20 protein-coding genes and 1 pseudogene are annotated in these 22,566 nt (G+C 42.8%); 9 read left to right on the plus strand and 12 right to left on the minus strand.

Features of this window, described 5'->3' with window-relative positions:
• Together AACX33_RS01745 and AACX33_RS01750 are read right to left on the minus strand one after the other, a co-directional pair.
• A pseudogene (locus AACX33_RS01745) lies at positions 1-2,422 on the minus strand (nSTAND1 domain-containing NTPase); the annotation flags it as partial.
• 19 nt (positions 2,423-2,441) lie between these two features.
• Positions 2,442-2,810 (minus strand): hypothetical protein, encoded by a 369-nt coding sequence (locus AACX33_RS01750; RefSeq protein WP_193996916.1) that lies wholly within the window; start codon positions 2,808-2,810, stop codon positions 2,442-2,444.
• A 585-nt stretch (positions 2,811-3,395) separates the two neighbouring features.
• Here AACX33_RS01750 and AACX33_RS01755 point away from each other — a divergent pair.
• Positions 3,396-4,679 (plus strand): phospholipase D-like domain-containing protein, encoded by a 1,284-nt coding sequence (locus AACX33_RS01755; protein WP_193996917.1) that lies wholly within the window; start codon positions 3,396-3,398, stop codon positions 4,677-4,679.
• Positions 4,680-4,799: 120 nt separating this feature from the next.
• Positions 4,800-5,408 carry a hypothetical protein gene (locus AACX33_RS01760; protein ID WP_193996918.1) on the plus strand — a complete coding sequence of 203 codons (609 nt, stop codon included), beginning with the start codon at positions 4,800-4,802 and terminating at the stop codon, positions 5,406-5,408.
• 145 nt (positions 5,409-5,553) lie between these two features.
• On the opposite strand, the gene AACX33_RS01765 is transcribed toward AACX33_RS01760, so the two are convergent.
• The 4 genes from AACX33_RS01765 to AACX33_RS01780 form a co-directional block, all read right to left on the minus strand.
• Positions 5,554-6,048 carry a hypothetical protein gene (locus AACX33_RS01765; RefSeq protein ID WP_227788839.1) on the minus strand — a complete coding sequence of 165 codons (495 nt, stop codon included), beginning with the start codon at positions 6,046-6,048 and terminating at the stop codon, positions 5,554-5,556.
• 46 nt (positions 6,049-6,094) lie between these two features.
• Positions 6,095-6,328 carry a hypothetical protein gene (locus AACX33_RS01770; protein WP_193996919.1) on the minus strand — a complete coding sequence of 78 codons (234 nt, stop codon included), beginning with the start codon at positions 6,326-6,328 and terminating at the stop codon, positions 6,095-6,097.
• Positions 6,329-6,416: 88 nt separating this feature from the next.
• The gene (locus tag AACX33_RS01775; protein ID WP_193996920.1) at positions 6,417-8,306 is read right to left on the minus strand and encodes a transketolase; all 1,890 of its coding nucleotides are present in this window, start codon (positions 8,304-8,306) and stop codon (positions 6,417-6,419) included.
• 599 nt (positions 8,307-8,905) lie between these two features.
• Entirely contained in the window at positions 8,906-9,376 is a 471-nt protein-coding gene (locus AACX33_RS01780; RefSeq protein ID WP_193996921.1) for a GNAT family N-acetyltransferase, read from the minus strand.
• Between the two features lie 21 nt (positions 9,377-9,397).
• On the opposite strand from AACX33_RS01780, the gene AACX33_RS01785 reads away from it, so the two are divergent.
• From AACX33_RS01785 to AACX33_RS01805, 5 genes are all read left to right on the plus strand, one after another.
• Positions 9,398-9,628 carry a hypothetical protein gene (locus tag AACX33_RS01785; RefSeq protein ID WP_193996922.1) on the plus strand — a complete coding sequence of 77 codons (231 nt, stop codon included), beginning with the start codon at positions 9,398-9,400 and terminating at the stop codon, positions 9,626-9,628.
• A gap of 181 nt (positions 9,629-9,809) precedes the next feature.
• Positions 9,810-11,906, plus strand: coding sequence for a hydantoinase/oxoprolinase family protein (locus AACX33_RS01790; protein ID WP_193996923.1), 2,097 nt, complete (start codon positions 9,810-9,812; stop codon positions 11,904-11,906).
• A 279-nt stretch (positions 11,907-12,185) separates the two neighbouring features.
• Positions 12,186-12,686, plus strand: coding sequence for an ester cyclase (locus AACX33_RS01795; RefSeq protein WP_193996924.1), 501 nt, complete (start codon positions 12,186-12,188; stop codon positions 12,684-12,686).
• Between the two features lie 8 nt (positions 12,687-12,694).
• Complete coding sequence (locus AACX33_RS01800; RefSeq protein ID WP_193996925.1) at positions 12,695-13,423, plus strand: class I SAM-dependent methyltransferase; 729 nt, start codon at positions 12,695-12,697, stop codon at positions 13,421-13,423.
• 66 nt (positions 13,424-13,489) lie between these two features.
• Positions 13,490-15,046 (plus strand): hydantoinase B/oxoprolinase family protein, encoded by a 1,557-nt coding sequence (locus AACX33_RS01805; RefSeq protein ID WP_193996926.1) that lies wholly within the window; start codon positions 13,490-13,492, stop codon positions 15,044-15,046.
• On the opposite strand, the gene AACX33_RS01810 is transcribed toward AACX33_RS01805, so the two are convergent.
• The 5 genes from AACX33_RS01810 to AACX33_RS01830 all read right to left on the minus strand — a co-directional run bounded on the left by AACX33_RS01810 (position 15,043) and on the right by AACX33_RS01830 (position 19,053).
• The gene (locus AACX33_RS01810; protein ID WP_193996927.1) at positions 15,043-15,390 is read right to left on the minus strand and encodes a chaperone modulator CbpM; all 348 of its coding nucleotides are present in this window, start codon (positions 15,388-15,390) and stop codon (positions 15,043-15,045) included. The two genes, AACX33_RS01805 and AACX33_RS01810, sit on opposite strands and share 4 nt — an antisense overlap.
• Positions 15,387-16,361: a DnaJ C-terminal domain-containing protein gene (locus AACX33_RS01815; RefSeq protein ID WP_193996928.1), complete on the minus strand. Its 975-nt coding sequence runs from the start codon at positions 16,359-16,361 to the stop codon at positions 15,387-15,389. The genes AACX33_RS01810 and AACX33_RS01815 overlap by 4 nt, the downstream gene beginning before the upstream one ends.
• A gap of 198 nt (positions 16,362-16,559) precedes the next feature.
• Complete coding sequence (locus tag AACX33_RS01820) at positions 16,560-17,057, minus strand: Hsp20/alpha crystallin family protein (protein ID WP_193996929.1); 498 nt, start codon at positions 17,055-17,057, stop codon at positions 16,560-16,562.
• A gap of 31 nt (positions 17,058-17,088) precedes the next feature.
• On the minus strand, positions 17,089-17,664 hold the full coding sequence (locus AACX33_RS01825) for an HdeD family acid-resistance protein (protein ID WP_193996930.1): 576 nt from the start codon (positions 17,662-17,664) through the stop codon (positions 17,089-17,091).
• A 42-nt stretch (positions 17,665-17,706) separates the two neighbouring features.
• Positions 17,707-19,053 (minus strand): erythromycin esterase family protein, encoded by a 1,347-nt coding sequence (locus AACX33_RS01830; RefSeq protein WP_193996931.1) that lies wholly within the window; start codon positions 19,051-19,053, stop codon positions 17,707-17,709.
• A gap of 301 nt (positions 19,054-19,354) precedes the next feature.
• On the opposite strand from AACX33_RS01830, the gene AACX33_RS01835 reads away from it, so the two are divergent.
• Positions 19,355-19,996, plus strand: coding sequence for a bifunctional 4-hydroxy-2-oxoglutarate aldolase/2-dehydro-3-deoxy-phosphogluconate aldolase (locus AACX33_RS01835; RefSeq protein ID WP_193996932.1), 642 nt, complete (start codon positions 19,355-19,357; stop codon positions 19,994-19,996).
• An 8-nt stretch (positions 19,997-20,004) separates the two neighbouring features.
• On the opposite strand, the gene AACX33_RS01840 is transcribed toward AACX33_RS01835, so the two are convergent.
• Positions 20,005-20,559: an acireductone dioxygenase gene (locus tag AACX33_RS01840; protein ID WP_193996933.1), complete on the minus strand. Its 555-nt coding sequence runs from the start codon at positions 20,557-20,559 to the stop codon at positions 20,005-20,007.
• A 238-nt stretch (positions 20,560-20,797) separates the two neighbouring features.
• On the opposite strand from AACX33_RS01840, the gene AACX33_RS01845 reads away from it, so the two are divergent.
• Positions 20,798-22,246, plus strand: coding sequence for an FAD-binding domain-containing protein (locus tag AACX33_RS01845; protein ID WP_193996934.1), 1,449 nt, complete (start codon positions 20,798-20,800; stop codon positions 22,244-22,246).
• The last annotated feature ends 320 nt before the right edge of the window (positions 22,247-22,566 follow it).

The following is a 22,566-nucleotide window of genomic DNA, read 5'->3' on the forward strand; positions in this document are numbered from 1 at the left end:
TCAAGACCGGAGACTCATGCCCCTTCAGGGTGCGGATTTCGGTTCCTGTCTCTAGATTCCAGAGTTTGATCGTCTTGTCTTCACTACCAGAAGCCAAAGTCTTGCCGTCTTGGCTCAAACTGACGCTATAGACCGGAGACTCATGCCCCTTCAGGGTGCGGATTTCGGTTCCTGTCTCTAGATTCCAGAGTTTGATCGTCTTGTCATAACTACCAGAAGCCAAAGTCTTGCCGTCTTGGCTCAAACTGACGCTCAAGACCGGAGACTCATGCCCCTTCAGGGTGCGGATTTCGGTTCCTGTCTCTAGATTCCAGAGTTTGATCGTCTTGTCTTAACTACCAGAAGCCAAAGTCTTGCCGTCTTGGCTCAAACTGACGCTATAGACCGGAGACTCATGCCCCTTCAGGGTGCGGATTTCGGTTCCTGTCTCTAGATTCCAGAGTTTGATCGTCTTGTCTTCACTACCAGAAGCCAAAGTCTTGCCGTCGGGGCTAAAACTGACGCTATAGACCGATTCCTCATGCCCCTTCAGGGTGCGGATTTCGGTTCCTGTCTCTACATCCCAGAGTTTGATCGTCTTGTCATCACTACCAGAAGCCAAAGTCTTGCCGTCGGGGCTAAAACTGGCGCTCCTGACCGATTCCTCATGCCCTGCCAAGCGGTTGCGTTCACTTCCTTGAGAAATAACTTGCTGCAAGGCTTTCATCACCTCTGGGTTAGTTGTCCGTTGGCTTTGCAAAATTTTACCGGCCTTGATTGCTTCAACAAAAGCCTCCAATTCTTTATGTTCATTAAATAGAGAAAAAGAATATCGACCAAGGGATTCAGCTTGATTGAGTTCCGATTGGTTTTTCTGATTCCAAGCCGTCAAACCCAATCCACCGCTAATTACCACCGCCACCAGGGAACTCACCACAATCCCCCACCTAGCTATGATTCCGCGCCTCTTGATCAAATCGCGGTCTTTAATACTCTGCTCGATAAATTCTTTCTCATCAATTAAGTCTTCTGGGCGTTCCTTGAGTTTTTCTTCTGCTTCTGCTAACGCTGCACCCCGCAACAATGAACCAGAATCTTGCTTCGTTGCTTCCCATTGTCCCTTTGCTGACCGCAGTCGTTCTTGCCAAGCTCTAAAAACGCGGTTTGTATTCATCCATTGTCGCAGTTCTCCCCAATTACGAATCAGAGCTTCATGGACTACCTCCACCGTTTCTTGACTGGTCAGATTGTTACTTGTCACGACCAACCGCGCATCAGCTAGTTGTTTGACCAAAGACCAACTTTGCTCCCCCAATTCCGCTTTCAACGCAATGCGTCGTGTATCCTCTGTTCCCTCACCTGGACGCACCAATTGAATAAAAATGCGCCGGACTTTTTCTTTCTCCTCATCTGTCAAGTTGCCATATTTTTGATCAGCATGGCGAGCTAACGCACCTTTTACCTGACCAATTTCTTCATAACTTTTGTGAGTTAATTGTTTACCTGTGCGCTGATTCCACAACTCTGTCAAAGCAAACTCTAGCAAAGGTAAATTTCCCGGTTGCTCTTCCACATCCTGGAGAATGCGTTCTACCAGTCCCGCCTCAAATGTTACGCCCAACTTTTCAGCAGGTTTTTCTATGACTTCTGTTAGTTCCTCTCGATTCATCGGTCCCAGTTTCACATCAGCATTTTGCAAGACATCAGCAAGGGGACGATAGGAGAGAGCATTTGCCAAAAAATCCGCCCGCATCGTTGTTACCAATACCATAGGCGATGCAGACAGGGAAGTAGTAGTTCCTAGACCAGCTAATAAGCAGTCAAGAAACTTGCGGCGAATTTCCTCATCGTGAAAAAGAGTATAAATTTCTTCAAATTGGTCAGCAATCAGTAGCACTCGATGATGCGGATGATTGCGTTGAATAGAGCTAAATATACGAGAAAGTGGCGTTGTTCCGTCTTTAAGAGATTCAGCCAGCTTACCAGCCTGAGTTATTTTATCAGTAGAATCTATCTCTGCTCTGTAAAGTGGAACCAGTGCCTCAGCTAACGCATAAAATGGATCTTTGTCAGAACCAGGACGAAAATGAGTAAATTGCCAATGACCCTCTTTTTGTAACTTAGGGACAAGTCCAGCTAAGACCACCGAAGATTTACCACTTCCTGACGCACCTAGCACCGGAATAAAATTACGGATTTTAGTTGCACTATAGAGTTCTTCAATAAATATTTCCCGTCCAAAGAAAACCTCAGCATCATTGGGGCCAAAGTGAAACAAACCCCGATAAGGACAGAGGAGATTGTCATCAGCAACATCAACAGATGCAGTTACTACCTCTTCTCTATAGTAGAAATAATTGGAGATAATATTGCCATCACCAACCGCAACACCCTTGGCTTGGTCTTGAAATTCCAGATTGTATTTAGAACTATCTTCAGCCATTCAGATTCTCCAGTGGCTTTTAGCTAAATGTATTTGTTTGTGTGTTGCGATCGCCGATTTGAGCGCCTTTCACTTCTCCTTGAAACACTGTGTTATACTTACCAGATGCAGACTCTTCAGGTTCTACCTGTTTCAACAATTCCTGAGCAGCTTTAATAATTTCCTCATCTTGATCAGCACCAGCTTCAGCTAATTTCTTTTTTAGTGGTGCTTCATAGGTTTCTGGGTCTTTTTCGTGTTCCTCCAGAACCATTTGCGCTTTTGGTTCACTTTCAAACTTACGCTTAATCAAAGCTTTCAAGCCATTATAAACATCTGGGGCTGCATCACCAGCAGCTTTTGCCGCTCCAGCCACCAGTGCAGTAATAATAAGAGTAATAGGTTCCATAGTTAATCCTAAATAATTTGTAGTGGCGATAATAGTTATCTTTAACGCTTACATTATCACGTAAAATCTAATATACAGCTATTTTTGTCATATATTCCTCAGAAAATTATACATAACGCCCAAATAGACCTTTTTAGTCTAATTTAGAAGGACTTAGCATAAGAAATAGTTATAACCATTCGGGAAAACCACTGCCTCTATTTTCTTGGTTTCGCAAGGTTTAAATTCCCAAATTTAGGCACGGTAAACGCACCTGATTTTTTAATAAAACTCCAGTCCTTTATGATTAGCGGGCAAGACTTGTACTGAGCTTGTCGTTCGCGTAGCGTCTCGTAGAGAAGTATGCCCGCTCCACAATAAATTTGGGGATATTTTTTTATTTGGAATAAGTTGATAGGTTAAAATGTTCAAAGCCTATTTGGTGTAAGTCAAATTTTCAGCGATAACCAAATTCGAGATTTGCTGGATGAGGTGAAACCAGATCAGGTATTTTCTGTTTTTTCCGAGATTCTCAGAACATGAGAAACAAATAAATACCTAGAAGATTTCCGCTCCTGTAAACATAAAAATGAGGCAAAACGAGCCATGAGCCAAACATTTGTGTGGATAATTTTTCCTGTTAGCCTACTCATTCTCGTTACCTTAATAGTTCTCTATTTCCGAGGGTTATTCCGGTCTCGAACTTTTTACAAAATTAAAAATTTACCCTCACCAACCACAGCTAACTTTCCTGTCACCATAGCTAGTCTGTCAGATTCCTTTATCACTCAGGGTAAAAGTACCGGATTTTTTCGGGAAGCGACAGATATTTTTGCGGCGCGACTGGAAGTAATCAATAGTGCTTCTCAATCCATTCAGTTTGAAACTTTTATTATCACCCCCGGAAAACGTTCTGATGATTTTGCTCAAGCTTTAATAAAAAAAGCCCAAGCAGGTGTTACCGTTCAAGTAATTGCAGATACCTATGGCGCAAAAACTATACCCAAAGAATATTGGAATAAACTCAAAGCCGCAGGGGTGGAAGTGCTGCTGTTCAATCCTTTCACTTGGAAAGATCCCGCCGCTAACCTCAGACGCAACCATCGTAAGTTATTAATAGTAGACGGAGAAATTGTCCTGATTGGGGGCGCTGGAGTTTCTGACTTGTGGGATGGAAAGGAGGAAACTGAAAATAACCAACCTTGGTTAGATTATGAGGTTTGTTTTCGAGGTTCCTTAGTTGCTCGTTTCCAAGGTATTTTTCTCCAACACTGGCTAGACACGGGTGGTTCATTAGATTGGAACTCTGCAAGTAGTTCTCAGCCTCACGAACAAGAGGAAACCTTGTTAATTACCAAGGGAGAAGATCCCACTCAGAAAGATTCGGGAATTCGCGCTCTGTTTGAATCATTACTACAAGCGGCGAGAAAGCGGATTTGGATCGCTAGCCCCTATTTTTTACCTAATCCCAATTCCCGCAAAATATTACAGCAAGCAAAAGCTAGAGGAATTGATGTCAAAATTCTGACAATGGGAGTGCATAATGATAAACCGCCAGTCCGCTATGCTTCTCGGCGATTGTACCCAAAACTGTTAAAAGCGGGCATCGAAATCTATGAATATCAGCCTAGCATGATGCACGCCAAGTGCTTATTAATAGATGATGATTGGGTGAGTTTGGGTAGTGCTAATCTTGACTCCCGGAGCTTATTTCATAATGACGAGTTAAATATTTCCACAAGCGATCGCTATTTGTTCGAGCAGATGGAGCAATTTTTTCTGGACGCTTTTGCAAAGAGTCGGCTGGTGAGCAACAGGGATTTACGCCATCGTTCCTTGCAGGAGCATTTAATCGGACGTATGACGCTGTTGTTTCGCTGGTACTTGTGAATTTATCCTCAAAACCTCTACTGAGATAGATATAGATATTGGTCTGTAGATAGATTCAAATTAGCACTATTTTATCAGAAAATAACGAAGTGATAGCTTTTTTTGGTGTTTAGATATATTATGCAATCAAAACCTTTAACCTTACAAAAAATCATTCCTTTATCTTTAATTGTGCTTCTCCTTCCTTTGGCATCCTGTCAAGTAGAGCGAGAACAGGCAGGTCGCTTACCTGATGTGAATGTAGAACCCGGAAGGCTACCACAATATGATATTCAAGGACCCGATGTGAAGGTCGGAGTCGCAAAGCGCACGGTTACAGTACCCAAGGTAATTGTCATACAGGAAGAACAAACCGTTGAAGTTCCTTATATTGATGTTGATGTACCCGGAGCAGACCGGAAAGAGCGGACTATAACAACTGAAATTGAGGTTCCTTCGAGTGGTTACAATCTGGACATTCAAGGTATATATGCCCTAAACAATGAGCTTTGGGTGGTTTCTCAACTTGAAGAAGAAAATCCCAATGCACCAGATACAACAGTACGTGTTTCTGATCGTGTTGTTGTTAATAGTCCGGATATACCAGTGCGTCAATACATTATTGGAGAGCGTCCTCCCGGTAGCTTTAACGAACAGTACACTTTCATTAATAGTCGTCAGCAAATTGCTTCGGAATTAAAGTCAGGACAAATGCTATATCAAAAGCCAGAAGAGACTGCTTTAAAATAAATCATCACCTCATCCATTGCACCAAATACAATTCATCGTCAAACTCTGAATAGTTTCCCACCTTAGTAGGGTGCGTTAGCCCTACGGTTAATCTATATCTTTTCATAGACATTAAATTCTTTTCGCGGCTACCTGGCGCTGATTTTCATAAGCATTTACCATTAAAATGGTTTTTTTCAACGCATTCGCCGTTAGGCGTTCCCGCAGGGTAGATACGCAGAGTTTCCTTTCTTCTCTTCCTTCGTGTACTTTGCGTCTTCTCCCAAAGGGAGAGGCTAGCGCCAATGCGGTTCGTTTCAACAGTTTGCAGAGGTCGAGAGATTTTCGCCATATGTTGGGCTTGTCGAACCATCTGACAGGCGTAACCCCATTCGTTGTCATACCAACTCATGACTTTTACTAAGTCGCCATCGACAACTTGAGTCATGCTTAAATCGACAATGGAGGCGCGAGGGTCTTGGATAATATCAGATGAAACTATGGGGTCTTGGGAAACTCCTAAAATGTCTTGGTATCTTTGGCTGTTGGTTTCTTTTCTAAAAATGTTGTTGATTTCTTTTACAGTGGTTGGTCTTTCGGTGACAAAGGTGATATCTGCAATGGAACCCACGGCGACAGGAACCCGATATGATTCAACCAAGAAGGCGGGCAGGATGCCCACCCCACAATATGTCTAAAACCTTCACCTAATGCGCTACAAGCTGCTCAGTCCGCTGTGCTAATAGCTGCTTTGCTCTCTCTGCTAAATTCTGGTTTTGGCTTTTCACATCTTGGAAGAATTGGGTCAAATCGCGATCGCCTGCTTGTTGGGCATCGTTAAGATAGGTTTCACAGCAAGCTGCACTTTGTAGGGCGTGGTATAATACGCTGATTAAATTAAAGTGTTCGTCCTTAGTTCCAGTATGATATTTATCAGGCATTGTCTTAACTCCTGGTTATAGTAGTTTCTACGGTAACTGTGGCTTTTACTGTTAACTCCTACCAGAGGAAAGAATTAGACATTAATGTTTATACTCCTACCGGCTGTCTGACTTGGGATTTCACAGCTTCCACAATGGCCTCAGCATCAATTTTGGCAGCATGAAGTAATTCTTCTGGTGTCCCTGAACTCGGCATATCTCGTACCGCTAATTTAATTAATCGCAGTTGGGGGCCATCATAAATGGGAGTATTGTTAGTACCTGCAAAGGCATCCAGGACAGCCGCACCGAGTCCGCCTTCAATCCAGTGGTCTTCCACAACGATTAAATTACCTTTGGTATTCCGTGCGGCTTGATGCAATGTCTGCACATCAATGGGTTTGACTGAGTAAGTATCGATAACCCGGACTGTAATCCCTTCGTTTTTCAGTCGGTCGTAAGCCTTAATTGCTTCATGCAGAGTGATACCTGCACCAATCACCGTTGCTTGATCTCGGTCAGAACTGCGAATTATCTTGCTACCACCAATGGGAAATTCTTCATGAGGTTCATAGATAATCGGTGTTTTTTCCCGTGTTGTGCGAAGATAGACAATACCATTGCGATCGCTCATTTGGGCAACTAATTTGGCTGTCTGATTGGCATCACTGGGATAAAGTACCGTACTACTCCACACAGATCGAAATGCGGCTAAATCTTCTAAAGCCATCTGTGAAGCACCATCCTGACCAATGGATACCCCCGCATGGGAACCCACTAATTTAATATTCGCACGAGACACAGCCGCCATGCGGATAAAGTCGTAAGCACGAGTCAGGAAAGCCGCGAAGGTAGAAGCAAAGGGTTTGTATTCTCGCACCTGTAAACCCACCGCAGCTGCGACCATTTGCTGTTCGGCAATGTACATCTCAAAGTAGCGCTCTGGGTATGCTTCGGCGAAATCTTCGGCGTAAGTGGAATTACTCACCTCGGCATCAAGAGCAATGACATTGGGTTGTGCAGCGCCTAATGCGACCAAAGCATCACCATAAGCTCGTCGTGTGGCGACTTTTGCACCTTTGTCATATTTGGGAAGTTGCAATGGTTGAGGATTACCGATGCTGGCTGGTTGTCCTTGTGCTTCTGGTGTATCCACTGAAATTATCATCTGTCTTTCACCACCTAACTCAGAAATTGCTCGTTTCGCATCATCAGATTCCAGCGCTTTACCATGCCAACCGCCTAAATCTTCGAGGGAAGCGACACCTTTACCCTTCTTCGTCCGGGCGATAATTACTGTGGGGCGATCGTTCACAGTCACAGCCGCGCTGTATGCTTGATCAATCTCGGTTAAATCATGACCGTCAATTTCAATGGCTTGCCAACCAAAGGCTCTCGCACGGTTAGCATAAGCTTGTGTATTCCAACCCAATTCAGTCTGACCCCGTTGACCGAGGCGATTCACATCAATAATCGCAATTAAATTATCTAGGGTATAGTGTGCAGCATGATCAAAAGCTTCCCAAACTGAGCCTTCAGCGGTTTCACTATCACCTAGTAACACCCAGGTATGATAAGGTAATTGGTCTAAATATTTACCTGCTAAAGCTATACCTACACCAATGGGTAATCCTTGTCCTAGAGAACCAGTGGCGACATCAACCCAAGGTAAAAGCGGTGTGGGATGACCTTCTAAACGACTACCAAAATGCCGTAGCGATCGCAATTCGTCATCATTGATTACCCCGGCTGCCTTATACATACTATACAGTAGAGGTGCAGCATGACCTTTAGAGAAAATCAAGCGATCGTTATTGGGATTATCTGGATTGTCAAAATCATAGTGCAGATATTTAGAGAGTAAAACCGCCATCAAATCAGCCGGCGACATAGACGAGGTAGGATGACCCGAACCCGCAACGGTAGTAGTGCGAATACTATCGACACGTAACTGTTGCGCTAATTCATGCCATCGGTGTAGTTGCTCTTGTGTGGTCATAATACTTTTCCTCAATCAAAATCCAAATTTTTGGCTAACTTGAGCTATTTCTCCGTAAAAATTACCACTATGCTCTATTCCCAAATCCAGATGATTTTGTTGATTTTTTAACGTTTAATTTTGTTATGGGTGGTAACTACTAACTAACAAAGATTGCTCAAAAAATTTATTTCATTCTTCCTGGGTTTACTTTAGAGAGTAGGAGGCGTAATAACTTCTTTCTAATGGAATAACTACCCTTTCTTTCTCAGGGTATATAAAACCCATATCAGTATTTATGTATTGTTGATCAACAATATTTTCAGATAATTAAAGAGTTAGAATTATGTTGATCCCAATTTAATATAAAGATGCATAAGTAGAATTTAACCAGAAATCCAGTTCCCCATTGAAACGAAAATCCAGTTCCCCTCCTCGTTTGCCTACGGTGTACACACAAATTGGCCTAGAGCGAGTTTTCCGTCCTAAAAACAGTATTGAAACGAAAATCCAGTTCCCCTCCTCGCTTGCGGGGAGGGGTTAGGGGTGGGGTCAAAATAATATGCAGCTTCACAAATAATTGGGATGAATGGCTTAAAAAGCTTCGACTGCACAGCAATTCAGCCATTAGATAAAACTTTTTCCATAACAAAATTTATTAATTTTTGCCCACTGCGTTCTATTTCTTGTTGTTTTACAACCATAAAATTCTTCCTAGCAAAAAAAGGCTTGGCTGTAATACTAGCTTCAACAAATAACTTTTTAATTTCTAAATTTCTCGCTGTTACTTCAATTTGTTCTAAGATTTTAGTACCAACTCCTTGACCTTGAAAATCTTTATGGCAATAAAAGCGGTCAATATGTCCATTTGCCTCTAATTCCCCAAAACCCAGAATTTTATTATCCTTTTCCGCTATATAAGTAAACTTACTTTTTAAGCTGTTCATCCAAACTTCAACATCCATATTTACTGATGTCCAAGCATCAATTTGTTCTTGAGTATAATCTCGAATATTCACTTCATGAATAGTGTCATAGAACAACTGGATAATTTCTGCGGTATCACCTATTTTGTATCTTCGTACTTTCATAATTAACTTCAGGTATATTTTATGATTTCACAATCTAAAAAACCATTACCCAGTACAATTCAAGAAATTCCCTCCTCTGACCCGATTCAGCAAGATTCGCTCATTGCTAAAGGCTGGCAACGCGAGCAGTACATTGGCATTGGTATACTGGCTATTGCCTTGATTGCTGCTATAGGATATTTTAGTCGCCAATTTGCATATGCCTTGTTGTTTGCTTTTACCCTCAGTATAATATTGATAGTTTTCTTATAAATATTTAGGCGTTGCTGATTTCAAATATGAATTTGTTGGGCTACGTCCCGCTGTGCTAACACGCAAAGGCGCAAAGGTACGAAGAAGAAGAAAGGTCATTTTGGCATTTCATACTTTGATTCAGCAACGCCCTAATTTCAGTATTCCCATTTAAAGTTCGATTATTTTGAGGAAATGAAAAATGCTCAAATTTTTTGCTGACCGCGGCGGTACATTCACAGATATAGTTGCTGTCACGGATGAGCAGATAATTATTGATAAACTATCCAGACATCCTGAGCGTTTTTTAATTGTGCCGATTCCTGAACAGCAATGGGTGATAGTCTACAAACTACTTTCCGAGAATCCTGAACAATATCAAGACGCAGCTATTCAAGGTATTCGGGATATCATGAGTCTGACAGGTAATGAACCCATTCCCACAGCAGCCATAGAAGTGGTCAAAATGGGGACTACAGTAGCCACCAATGCCCTCTTAGAAAGAAAAGGCGATCGCGTCGTTCTTCTCATTACCAAAGGCTTTAAAGATGCCCTACGCATTGGCTACCAGAATCGTCCTGATATCTTTGCCCGTCATATCGTACTACCCACGATGCTGTACGAACAGGTGATTGAGGTAGATGAACGCTATGATGCCCACGGTGAGGAGTTAACGCCTGTAAATATTTTACAAGTCAAAAACGATTTACAGACAGTTTACCACGCAGGCATCCGCAGTTGTGCCATAGTTTTCATGCATAGCGATCGCTACCCCCACCACGAACAACAAGTAGCCCAAATTGCCCAAGAAATCGGATTTACGCAGATATCTATATCTCATCAAGTTAGTCCCTTAATGAAAATAGTCAGCCGGGGCGATACAACAGTTGTAGATGCTTATTTAACACCAATTTTGCGCCGCTACGTTAACCAAATTTCTAGTCAGTTACCCGCAGTCAAATTAATGTTTATGAAATCTGACGGCGGATTAGTAGCAGCCCCACAATTTCAAGGTAAAGATAGTATTTTAAGTGGCCCGGCTGGGGGGATAGTCGGCGCAGTTCAAACCAGTCAAAGAGCAGATTTCCAGTTAGTAATTACCTTTGATATGGGCGGAACCAGTACAGATGTTGCCCACTTTAAAGGAGAATATGAACGCCAATTAGATTCGGAAATTGCTGGGGCGCGAATGCGAGTTCCTGTATTAGCAATTAATACCATAGCGGCTGGTGGTGGTTCAATTTTATTTTTTGATGGTTCTAGTTATCGTGTCGGACCTGAATCTGCGGGTTCAAATCCTGGGCCGGCTTGTTACCGCAGAGGTGGTAAATTAGCAGTTACAGATGCCAATGTGATGTTAGGCAAAATACACCCGCAATATTTTCCCTCTGTCTTTGGCTTAGATGGTAATTTGCCTTTAGATCGAGAGATTGTGATTGAGAAATTTACCCAGTTAGCCCAAGAAATTGCCGATGTCACAGACAATCATCGTACACCAGAACAAGTAGCGGCTGGATTTATGGCGATCGCAGTTGAAAATATGGCAAATGCCATTAAAAAAATCAGTCTACAACGAGGCTATGATGTTAGTCAATATACCCTTTGTTGCTTTGGCGGTGCTGGAGCGCAAGTTGCTTGTTTAATTGCCGATATATTGGGGATGAAAAAGATATTTTTGCACCCTTACGCTGGGGTTTTATCTGCCTATGGAATGGGATTAGCTGATATTAGATCAATTAGAGAAGCAGGAGTAGAACAGCCTTTAAACCCAGAATTAATCCCGCAATTACAGCCACTAATGGCAACATTAGAAACTCAAGCGAGAAATGAATTAACTTCAGACGGTGTAAATGGTGAAGAGTTAGTAGTGCAGAAAGTTAATTTAAAATATGCAGGTACTAACTCAACCTTAAATATTAATTTTGCTTCAGATATAGCGATAATGCGACAAGAATTTGAGCTTGAACATAAAACTCGCTACGGTTTTATGCAACAAGACAAAACCTTAATTATCGAATCTGTCTCAGTAGAAGTAATTCAGGAAATGGATACACCTGAAGAACCTTTAATTACTCGTATCCGTCCCAGAGACGAAGCACCAAAACCTGTGGAAACAGTCAGAATGTTTACAGATAACCAATGGCATCATACACCCGTTTATCGGCGAGAAGATTTACAACCAGGAGATAGTATTAATGGTTCTGCGATTATCGTAGAAAAAATTAGCACAATTATAGTTGAACCAAATTGGCAAGCCAGATTAACTGAACGCAATCATTTAATTTTACAGCGTTCCTAATCATAGTTTAGCGCATCTACCTACAATAAAACTTTTCAAATATCCTCTGAAAACTTTAGCAATGATTATGCCAATTCACTGGTAATAAACCTAAATATAGGAATCCGGTTTGATTTATGAAAAAATTAAGTATTGTAAGGTGCGTTAGGATGAAGTCAGTAACGCACCATTATTAAGGCTTTAGTGCCGTAATCTCCCCGCTAACACACCCTACGTGTCTGTAAGCGCAAAGCGCAGGCTACGCCAACAAAAATCAAATAGTAGTCCTATATAAAATAAATGTTACCCCAGGAAAATAAAGCCATAGTTCTTGAGTTTTATCAAGCTTTCGACAATCGAAATATTGACAAAGCATTCGCACTTCTCGCCTCAAATTTTGTAGCTCACATGGCTGGTGTCGCTGAACCCCTCAATGGCGAAGGTTTTAAAGAATTTGGTATGGCTTTCTACTTAGCCTTTACCAATAGTGAACACAAATTTGATCAGGTGATTGTTGAAGAAGATAAAATCGTTACTTGTGGGACATTCACAGCTACACATCTGGGTAACTTTCAGGGTATTCCACCAACAGGTAAACAAATCCAGTTATCCATCATGCACATTGACCGCGTTGAAAACGGCAAAATTGTAGAGCATTGGGGACAAGGAGACGCACTAGGATTAATGCAACAACTGGGTATTGTTTTTATTCCAGGTTTCACACTTGTACCACATATCATTAAAAGTCTTTTAGCCAAGCCATTTAAAAGCTATCCCAAATCAAATACAAATAAAGGATGAGATTGAATATGAGTCTAGAACAGCAGGAATCTATGCATTTTAACGACTACGAAGCCTTTGCAGAAGCTTATGTAAAGCGTACAGAATCCAATTCCCACAACGCTTACTACGAAAGACCAGCCATGTTCTCTCTTTTATCCCATATCAAATTTAAGCGTGTATTAGATGCTGGTTGTGCAGGCGGAATTTATTCTGAATGGTTGATTAATCATGGTGCTGAAGTTGTATCTATTGATATTAGCAATAAAATGGTAAAATTGACCCAAGAAAGACTCAAAGACCGGGGAGAAGTTTACCAAGCTGACTTGAATCAACCCCTGACTTTTTTAAATAATAATTCGTTTGATCTCATTTTAAGCTCATTAACTCTCCACTATTTAAGAGATTGGGAACAAGTTTTCCAAGAATTTCACCGCATTCTATCACCTAAAGGATTATTTTTGTTTTCCACACATCATCCTTTTATGGATTTCCAATTGTTTGAAAAAGCTGATTATTTTGCCACAGATTTATTAGAAGATTCTTGGCAAGGCTATGGTAACACACCTGTAAGCGTGCGCTTTTACCGCCGTCCATTAAGTGCGATGACTTCCGCATTAAAGAGTGCAGGATTTGTCATCAAACAAATTGTTGAACCACGTCCCACCGAGGAGTGCAAACAACTTTACCCGCAAGATTATGAAAAACTCTCTCAAAAACCTTGGTTTCTCATTATCCTTGCTCAGAAGACAACTTAAACCCAGTCATCTAAATTCTCTCTGCTTTCTCTGCATCTCTGTGGTTTTATAAATAGGATTAAAAAAATGTACACAACACATCAACCCGACCCAGTTCGCCTAGAAATATTCAAAAATCTCTATCAATTTATCGCCGAACAAATGGGAATCGTGCTGCAAAACACAGCCGCATCGGTAAACATTAAAGAACGCCTCGATTTCTCTTGCGCCATCTTTGATACTTCGGGATTATTAGTAGCCAACGCCCCCCATATTCCCGTACATTTAGGCTCAATGAGTGAAAGTGTCCGCAGCTTAATTAACGATAAAGGCGACACCATTAAACCCGGAAATGTTTACCTATCAAATAATCCTTATAACGGCGGAACGCACCTTCCAGATGTTACAGCTATTACCCCCGTTTTCCTCGAAGATACTCACACCTCAATTCCCCTCTTTTACGTGGCTTCTCGTGGACACCAAGCCGATATTGGTGGGATTACGCCCGGTTCCATGCCTCCCCACAGCACCACAGTAGAAGAAGAAGGAATTTTATTTGATAACTTCCTCTTAGTTGAACAGGGAAAATTTCAGGAAATTCCAGTACGAGAAATCCTCGCAAATCATCCCTATCCGGCGCGTAACCCTGACCAAAATATTGCTGATTTCAAAGCCCAAATTGCTGCTAATTCTAGAGGAGTGCAAGAACTCCGAAAAATGGTTACTCAATACGGCATTGAGACAGTGCAGTCTTATATGAAATTCGTGCAAGATAATGCCGAAGCATCAGTGAGGCGAGCGATAAATCTACTCAAAGATGGTTCATTTACTTATGCAATGGATAATGGGGCAAAAATTAAAGTTACAGTCACAATTAATCGAGAAAATCGCAGTGCTATCATTGATTTTACTGGCACATCTCCACAGCTAAATAGTAACTTTAATGCTCCCAAAGCCGTAACTCAAGCAGCAGTTTTATATGTCTTCCGGACTTTGGTTGATGATAATATTCCCCTGAATGCTGGCTGTCTTAACCCTTTAGAAATAATTGTGCCAATTGGCTGTATGCTTAACCCAATATACCCGGCCGCAGTCGTAGCAGGTAATGTGGAAACCTCTCAAACCATTGTCGATGCTTTATATGGTGCGTTGGGTGTCATGGCTGGTTCCCAGGGAACAATGAATAATTTTACGTTTGGAAATCAGCGTTATCAATATTATGAAACCATCTGCGGTGGTTCTGGCGCAGGAGTTAATTTTGATGGTACTGATGCAGTCCATACCCACATGACCAACTCTCGATTAACTGACCCCGAAGTTTTAGAAACCCGCTATCCTGTATTAGTAGAAAGCTTTAGTCTGCGTCCTAATAGCGGTGGTCAAGGTAAACATTTCGGTGGTGATGGCGTAATTCGCCGCATTCGGTTTTTAGAACCCATGACAGCAAATATTCTCTCTAGCCATCGCTTAGTTCCACCCTTTGCATTAAATGGAGGGGAACCAGGACAAGTCGGACACAACTGGATACAACGTCAAGATGGAACCCAAGAGAATTTAAACAGTACCGCCACAGTACAAATGCAGCCTGGAGATGTTTTCATCATTGAAACCCCTGGCGGCGGCGGATTTGGTACAATCTCCTAATCTTCCTTCTCTCTGCGCCTCTGCGCCTCTGCGTGCATAAAATCCAGCAACAACTCATAAGCTTGATTTTGGGCGCGTAACTGAGCGATTTCTTGCGCCATATCGAGAACCATTGCAGCGCCGACCAAATTCAATCCCAAATCCTGACGCAAATGTTGAATTTGAGCAATCCGAGCAATATCACGCTGTTGTAGCATCACTCCCACGGGTTCAATTAATCCCAACTGAGCAAAACTTTCTACTAAACTGGTGGATGTTTCGGTAACGATTGCTGCATATTCAAAAGTATAAAGCTGCTCTCCCTGTTGGGAAACTACAACTTGGGAAAGACTAAACTCACTCATAATCTTATCTCTTGTAATTGAGTGCGGGGGTTAAAGCTGGTGTGTTTATGAATGGTTTCGTAGGCTTCCCGCTCTATGGGATCTAAATGTTTGGGAGGTACAATCTGGAGTTTGACGATTAAATCAGTGCGATCATCGCCTTGGGGTTTTCTCCAGCCTTGACCCCGTAATCTCAGGGACTGACCAGAACGCACGCCTGGCGGTACTTTTAAGGTGACGCTCCCATCAGGAGTGGGGATTTGAATTTGAGCGCCTAACACTGCTTCATCAGGTCGAATGGGGACTTCAGCAACAATGTGATCGTTTTCAAATTGAAAGAAGGGGTGAGGCAAAATTTCAATTGTCAGGTACAAATCTCCCCGTTGCTGAGAAAAGGGACTCAGACGACCTTTACCTTTAATCCGAATCCGGCTTCCTGGTTTAGCACCTGGGGGGATTCGCACGTTAATGGTTTCATTATCCAGTTGTAGCCGTTTTTGTACGCCGTGAAAAGCTTCGGAAAAACTGAGTGCAATTGCCGCTTCCGTATCAGCCGCCGGTGTTGGTTCTGTAAACCCAGTTGGTCGCCCTGTAGGAGTGCGATAGGTGTAAGTTCTGCCCCTAGTTCTACCTGCGCCGCCAAAACCACCTAGCAAGTCTTCAATGAAGGAATCAAAGTCGCTGTATTGGTCAAAATCAAATCCTTGCACCCCAACGCCTGCGCCTCTGGGTGGTGGTGCGCCTCCTTGACTTACTTGTTGCCAATATTGTCCAAACTGATCATACTTTTGTCGTTTTTCTGGGTCAGATAGCACTTCTTGGGCTTCGTTAATTTCTTTGAAGCGTGTTTCGGCTTCTTTGTCTCCAGGATTCAGGTCAGGGTGATATTTACGGGCTAATTTGCGATATGCTCGTTTGATTTGTTCTGGTGTAGCTTTTTTATCTACACCCAGTATGGCGTAATAGTCTTTATAGTCTGTTGCCGTTGGCATATTTTATCTAATTCGTAATTCGTAATTCGTAATTCGTAGTTTGTTTAAGATGATGCGTTAAACCTTATAACGCACCTTGCTGGATTGACACAGTTAGAATAGTGCATTATTTTTGTCTTGTGGAACAGGCAAGATACCTGTTATGGGCGGGCAAGACTTGTACTGAGCTTGCCGAAGTATGCCCACCCCACAATGGTTTTATTTCTCTTTCTTACCTCCGGAAATTTGTCCTTGTTGGCTTTGTCCTGGTAATTGAACAGTCACAACTCTGGTTTTTTCTTCTTCGGCTTTTGGCATGGTGAGACACAAAACACCATTTTTAAAGTCAGCCTGGACTTTATCGTTTTGGATTCGAGATGGTAGAGGAATTACTCTTTGAAATCTGCCATAACGAAATTCTGAACGCCGCATACCTCTTCTTTCTTCGTCCTTGATTTCAGATTTACGCTCACCAGTGATAGAAACTGTATCTGCGGCAACTTTGACATCTAAGTTTTGGGGGTCAATACCAGGAATTTCCATCCACAGTTTGATATCCTCAGAGGTTTCTTCCAGTTCGGCTGGAGGTACAAATGTCAGTCGATCGCTAATGATCTCGCCAGTATCACTTGAGGGTGTGATTTGATCAAGTAGACGATTCATTTGCCGTTGGATGGTTTCTATTTCTCTAAAAGGTTCCCAGCGACTTAATACCATGATTTTTATCTCCAATTAATTGATCAAGTGTTTAAAAGATGCTGCGTTCAGTTCCCCATCTACGGAGCCGAAAAGCCAGAATTAAAAGTAAGACACCGAAAATAATGGCGTAGGCGGCAATAATCCACAGGATTGCTAATGCCCCAGCAATCGGCCAGATAATCAGTAGTACGCCGAACATTACCGACGCGATACCAGCTAATGCTAGTAGCCATTCATTCTCAATTTCTTTTCGGACTTGAATGGCGGCAATTATCTCTAAAACGCCAGTGACGATCGCCCAAGCTGCAATCAGGTAAAGTAAGACTAATGCTGTGATCCCTGGCCAGATGAAAGCCATGACTCCGATCGCCATGCCAATTGCACCTTCGAGCAACATTAGCCAACCGTGGGTATGAGTCAGACCATCGCGGAATGCAGCGATCGCTAATAATACTCCACTGACTAAGACAAAGGCAGCAAAGATCAAGATCAAAGCTGTGAGGGTAATATCTGGCCAGAAGAGGGCGGCTAAACCAAAGATGATCGCGATCGCACCTCGTAATGCAACTGTCCACCAATTCCTGGCCAAGCGCGTTCCCATTCTCATGGGGTCAAGGTTTGTCATAGCTGGAGTTTGTAACTGGCGTTAAAGTTATCAATAGTTGGTCTAAACACCAAAGGGAAAAGTCTCCGGTGCGTCCCGCATTTCCCAGGTGGGAACACGGTCTAAAGGTTGGACTCCCTTGGTATCATCAATGTGAATTACCGCGTCAAATTGTTCGGGGAGACAAGCATGGAAGTAGTGACTGACACGCTCAGTTTCCGGGAGGTAAATCACACCGATTGCTCTTTCTAGGCGAAGTTCCCGCAGACCCACAGTTGCTTGATTCTCATCCCGGAGGTTGAGGAAAAATCGGGGTATTTCCGTTTCATGGAATAAAGCTTCGTAACTTCCAGGTAAGGCAGAGCGAACTTGTTTGAGTTGAGCCGTTTCTCCCCAGTTAGAAGTTGCCGTGACAGTCCCTGTATAGGTGGTAAAGCCGATATTTACAGCATGATTGCCATAACGTTCTTTGACCAATTGACCAACATTCACCTCACCCATTGACCCCATATCAGTGGCGCGTGCATCACCTAAATGGGAGTTGTGTTCCCAAACCACAACTTTGGTTGGTGGATTTTGTTGATCCAAATGTGCCACCAGCTCATGTAAAGTTTCTGCCATGTGGCGATCGCGAATATTCCACGAAGACACTCGCCCTTGAAACATTGAGCGGTAGTAATGCTCGGCATTTTTGACTAGTCGAGCGTTCTGTTCGGCATAAAACAACTCATCAGCCTGAATTCGCCCATCTTTTTGGACGTATTCGGCAGTCCGACGTTGCATTTCTTGCAGTTGATTAATTACCTCTTGCTCACAGGATTTAGCAATACCAAAACTGGTAGCATACCCATAGTGCTGGGCATCTTCGCCAAAATGCTCCAAGCATGAATAGCGATCGCGCGCGCGTTCGGCGGCTTCGGGGTCAACTTGATTCAGGTAGCCGAGAACTGCTTCTATGGAAGCATACATACTATAAAGGTCTAACCCATAAAAACCCGTTTTAATAGCTTTTTTGGGTAAACGATCATTGTATTCTCGTAACCAGGCGACAAAATTTAGCACATCTGTATTCCGCCACATCCATAAAGGGAAGCGTTGAAAACTTAAGAGTGCTTCGGCTGGTGTGGGGTCATCATCGACACCCTGGACGTAACGATTGACTCGGTAAGCATCAGGCCAATCCGCTTCCACCGCTACGGCTGTAAACCCCTTTTCTTGAATTAGCCGTTTAGTAATTTCCGCCCGTTGTTCGTAAAATTCATGAGTCCCGTGGGAGGCTTCGCCAATCAAGACAAAACGCGCGTTGCCGATTAAATTCATTAATGGATCGTAGTCTTGATCCGCTCCTGTTAATCTGTGTGCATACCCACGCACCGCATCGACTATGTTGGTGATAGTTGCGTCAAGCATAGGAATTAATGATTGAGAAATACCCGCACGGGTTTTAAATTCCGTATCACCGCGCAAGTTAAGTTCGATACGGTTTTTACACCTGTTAGATTTCGGTTCTTACTATATTCAGCTTAAAAATCTCAATCTCTGATTCCATCTGGCTAAGGTCGCATGATATATAGATGTATGGATCTCCCTCTAGGAAGAGTCAAAACACATATCTTGTACCTTCCATTTTGTGTCATAAGACCCCACCCCTAGCCCCTCCCCGCAAGCGAGGAGGGGAACTGGATTTAAGCAGAACTCACGTTTTTATGAAATGTCTGATCAAGTTTGGTTATCACATCTGCAAAAACACCGTGCGATCGCAGTTATTCGCGCTTCAGATATGCGGTTAGCTCAAAATATGGCTATGGCTGCGGCTGATGGGGGAATGCGGCTGATTGAAATTACCTGGAATAGCGATCGCCCTGGGGAATTAATTAGTCTATTACGGGCGGAGTTACCAAACTGTATCATTGGCACTGGGACGCTGTTCAATGTCGGACAATTGCAAGAGGCGATCGCATCGGGGGCGCAATTTCTCTTCTCACCCCACGTTGATTCTGCCATGATTCAAGCCGCAGTCAAACAAGATGTGCCAATTATTCCCGGTGCTATGACTCCCACAGAAATTGTGACTGCTTGGAATCAGGGTGCAAGTTGTGTGAAGGTGTTTCCTGTGCAAGCTGTGGGCGGAGTTAATTATATTAAAAGTTTACAAGGGCCACTGGGTGAAATTCCCTTAATTCCCACTGGGGGAGTGACTTTAGAAAATGCTCCAGAATTTATCCAAGCTGGTGCGATCGCTGTGGGTTTGAGTGGTCAATTATTTCCTGAAAGACTTGTTAAAGAAAGAGATTGGCAGGCGATCGCGTCTCACGCAAATCAACTAATCCAACGATTAAATACTGAAAAATAATTTCACTTTCACTGCTTTTGATGGCGTGAATCACTCAACTGAGTACCCGTATAATGAGGAACCCATCCTTCTACAGTTGTAAAATAGCGTACCGCTTTAAAATGCAACAATGCGGTAGGACTACACCAATGTTCTACACCTTCAGAAATGTGGATATAGTCTTGGGACTGAATTAACAGCTGTATCTGATGACCATCGGGTTTAACAAAACCAAAAATCATTTCTCCTGCCAATACGTAAAGGGCTTCAGGAGCAGTATGATGATGATAACGGTTGTAAGTAGCGATCAAATTCTGGAAATTCGCTGAACCTGGATGCAGATTTAGCAAATCAGACCACAGATATCCCTTTTCTTGCTGGATAAATTCAAAACTGCCGTTATGCAATTCTACAATCTGCTGTTTCTCGGAATCAGTCAAAACATCCTGTTCTAGCAGATGGGGGAAAAGCAATGATGTTCCTGGGTCATAGTGTTTGAGGTGAATATCAAGAGGCGCAAGTTCTCGCACTATTTCATCTAAATTTACCTTGATTGTACCGTCGTCTAGTAATAGGATGGGCATAATAAAAATACTAATGAACTAATTTAGTTTAACTCTATAGGACATAATCTCGATAGATATACAGGTGATTATGCTGCGATGATATTTTAACCTCTGTAGTCCGGAAATACTCATTTATTTTTGCCAACTTTCAGGTGAATCTACCACCCTCACCACAAAGCAGAAATTTGTCGGCAGAATGATGCTTAAAGATACCATGAAGGTTTAAGCTAGTACAAGCGAACTAAGAATGTGTGGAATGTCTGACTTAATTTTGTTTTGGCATCGGCGTGATTTACGTATTTCTGATAATACAGGACTAGCGGCGGCCAGAGGGCGGAGTGCAAAAGTGGTGGGCGTGTTTTGCCTTGATTCCCAGATTCTGGAACGAGATGATGTCGCCCCAGCGAGAGTAACGTACATGATTGGCTGTTTACAGGCACTGCAACAGCGATATGCGGAAGTAGGTGGCCAATTGTTAATTCTGCATGACAACCCCGTACAAGCTATACCAGCTTTAGCGGGGGCTTTAAATGCCAAAGCTGTATTTTGGAACTGGGATGTAGAACCCTATTCTCAAACACGCGATCGCACAATCATTGATATCCTGAAAGCACAAGGCATTGAATTTCTGCACGAAAATTGGGATCAGATACTCCACTCACCAGAGGAGATTCGTACAGGTACGAAAAGTCCTTACACTGTTTACGGACCTTTCTGGAAAAATTGGAGTAGCAAACCCAAAGCGAAACCAGTAGAAACACTGCAAAATGCCACAGGCTTAACAGAGACTGAACAAGAAATTGCCAAACAAGCCGGAGTAATTGCCTTACCCTCAGCGCCAGACTTAGGATTTATCTGGGATGGAGAATTAATCATTGCACCAGGAGAAGCCGCAGCACAAGAAAGATTAGCGGAATTTACTGATAATGCGATCGCTGAATATCAAGAACAGCGTAACTTTCCCGGCGTTGATGGCACATCCAGATTGAGTGCAGCTTTGAAATTTGGAGTAATTGGGATTCGCAGCGTCTGGTCAGCCACTTTAGAGGCGCGAGAACAAAGCCGCAGCGAAGAAACAGAAGCTAGCATCCGCACATGGCAACAGGAATTAGCCTGGCGGGAGTTTTATCAACACGCCATGTATAACTTCCCGGAATTAGCTGAGGGGGCTTACCGCGACACCTTCAAAAACTTTCCTTGGCAAAATAACCCAGAACATTTTCAGGCTTGGTGCGAGGGCAAAACAGGCTATCCCATTGTCGATGCGGCCATGCGTCAGTTAAATGAAATTGGTTGGATGCACAACCGTTGTCGGATGATTGTGGCGAGTTTTTTAACTAAAGATTTAATCATCAATCCCCAATGGGGAGAAAAATACTTTATGCAGAAACTCATCGACGGTGATTTATCTGCTAATAACGGCGGCTGGCAATGGAGTGCTTCTAGTGGCATGGACCCGAAACCTTTAAGGATTTTCAACCCTGCTAGTCAAGCCCAAAAATTTGATGAAGAAGGGGAATATATTCGTGAATGGGTATCAGAATTGCGGTCTGTAGATACCGAATATTTAGTAACTGGAAAAATTCCCCCTTTGGAACTTCAAAGTATCGACTATCCTGCACCGATTGTAGATCATAAAGTGCAGCAAGCTTTATTTAAGAAGATGTATCAACAGCAAAAAGAATTGAACATTTCTGCTAACTGATACTAATTATTTGTGAGGCTGCATATTATTTCGACCCCACCCCTAACCCCTCCAGTGCAAGCGAGGCTACAGTGTACACACAAGTCCTATCTATCTGCGTTTGAGCCTGTTTTGCCCCCTAAATCCCCCAAGTTTGGGGGACTTTGAAAATTCTTGTTCCCCCATAATTGGGGGTTAGGGGGCGATTCGATCACTTGTGTGTTCACGGTAGCGCAAGCGAGGAGGGGAACTGGATTTCTGCTTAAATTCTATTTATGCATCTTTATATTAAATTGGTATGAGGATTTGATGATTTGCAAGTTCCTGTGGATCAAAACAAT

Origin of the sequence: Nodularia sp. LEGE 04288, assembly GCF_963896525.1 — a bacterium.
Classification (GTDB): Bacteria; Cyanobacteriota; Cyanobacteriia; order Cyanobacteriales; family Nostocaceae; genus Nodularia.